The 839-nt window shown below is 44.5% G+C and carries 2 protein-coding genes; both read right to left on the reverse strand.

What is annotated here, in order from left to right; all coding sequences use genetic code 11:
* A partial coding sequence (locus AB4496_RS17630; RefSeq protein WP_372131507.1) for a glycine zipper 2TM domain-containing protein occupies window positions 1–177 on the reverse strand: 177 nt, incomplete at its 3' end.
* A 105-nt stretch (window positions 178–282) separates the two neighbouring features.
* Window positions 283–839, reverse strand: a 557-nt coding sequence (locus AB4496_RS17635) for a transcriptional regulator (RefSeq protein WP_372131505.1), incomplete at its 5' end; no start/stop codon positions are given.

Genomic DNA, 839 nt, shown 5'->3' on the forward strand with positions numbered 1-839 from the left:
GTCTTTAGAGTCGTCACCCGTAGCAGCACCAGCAACAGCGCCGGCGATTGCACCAATTAAAGCGCCTTGAGTTGCGGAATTAGTCTCAGATTCGCCGGTTGTCGCGTTTTGGCGTTGTGTCGCTTGACAGCCCGTTAGAGCAACAGTGAGTGCCAGGGCTAGTGTGATTTTTTTCAACGTATTTCTCCATCATGTACTTCTGTCAAACGCATGAATTACGAAAGACAACAATAAGTCCTATTGGTGGTTTTTATCAATACGCTGAAGCAATGTAAAGTGGCTCTATGATTTAGTTATCTTTTTAACGGCTTGAGTTCCGCCAACTGGTCGATTTACAGACAGTTTTCGACCTTTCTTCAAACCAACTTCATAGTCTGCGGTGAGGTTTTTCATCGCTTCTCTGAGTTGTTGTTTGAACGTTTCGCGGTCGATGTTTTGGAACTCTTTATCAATGTAGTTATTGATCTTGTTGTTTGACTCGTCGTCTGGGGTGATAACAGGCAGTTTTTCAAGTGCACCTTCTACCCAACCCGAAACGTAAGAGTTTACGCGACGTGTTACTTCTAGTGTCCCTGTTCCCGAGCCCGCAAAACTGTTTCTGAATTGGCCAGTGTGCTCATTCAGTTCGCGATAAATAATATCGAACGCAAAAGCCGCGAAGATAGCGCGATCGGCTTCACCAATGAATTCAACGCGTTTAAGGCCTTTGTGATTCAGTAACACGGCTTCTACGCCAAACTTGGTGTTAATACCACGAATAACACGCAGCAGTGTAGAGCTGATATTTGCAGGTAACAGGTGACTGGATTGAGTTTTTCCCATCTTGATAAATTCAATAT

The sequence above is a fragment of the Vibrio sp. 10N.222.46.A1 genome (assembly GCF_041473595.1).
Classification (GTDB): Bacteria; Pseudomonadota; Gammaproteobacteria; order Enterobacterales; family Vibrionaceae; genus Vibrio; species Vibrio tasmaniensis_A.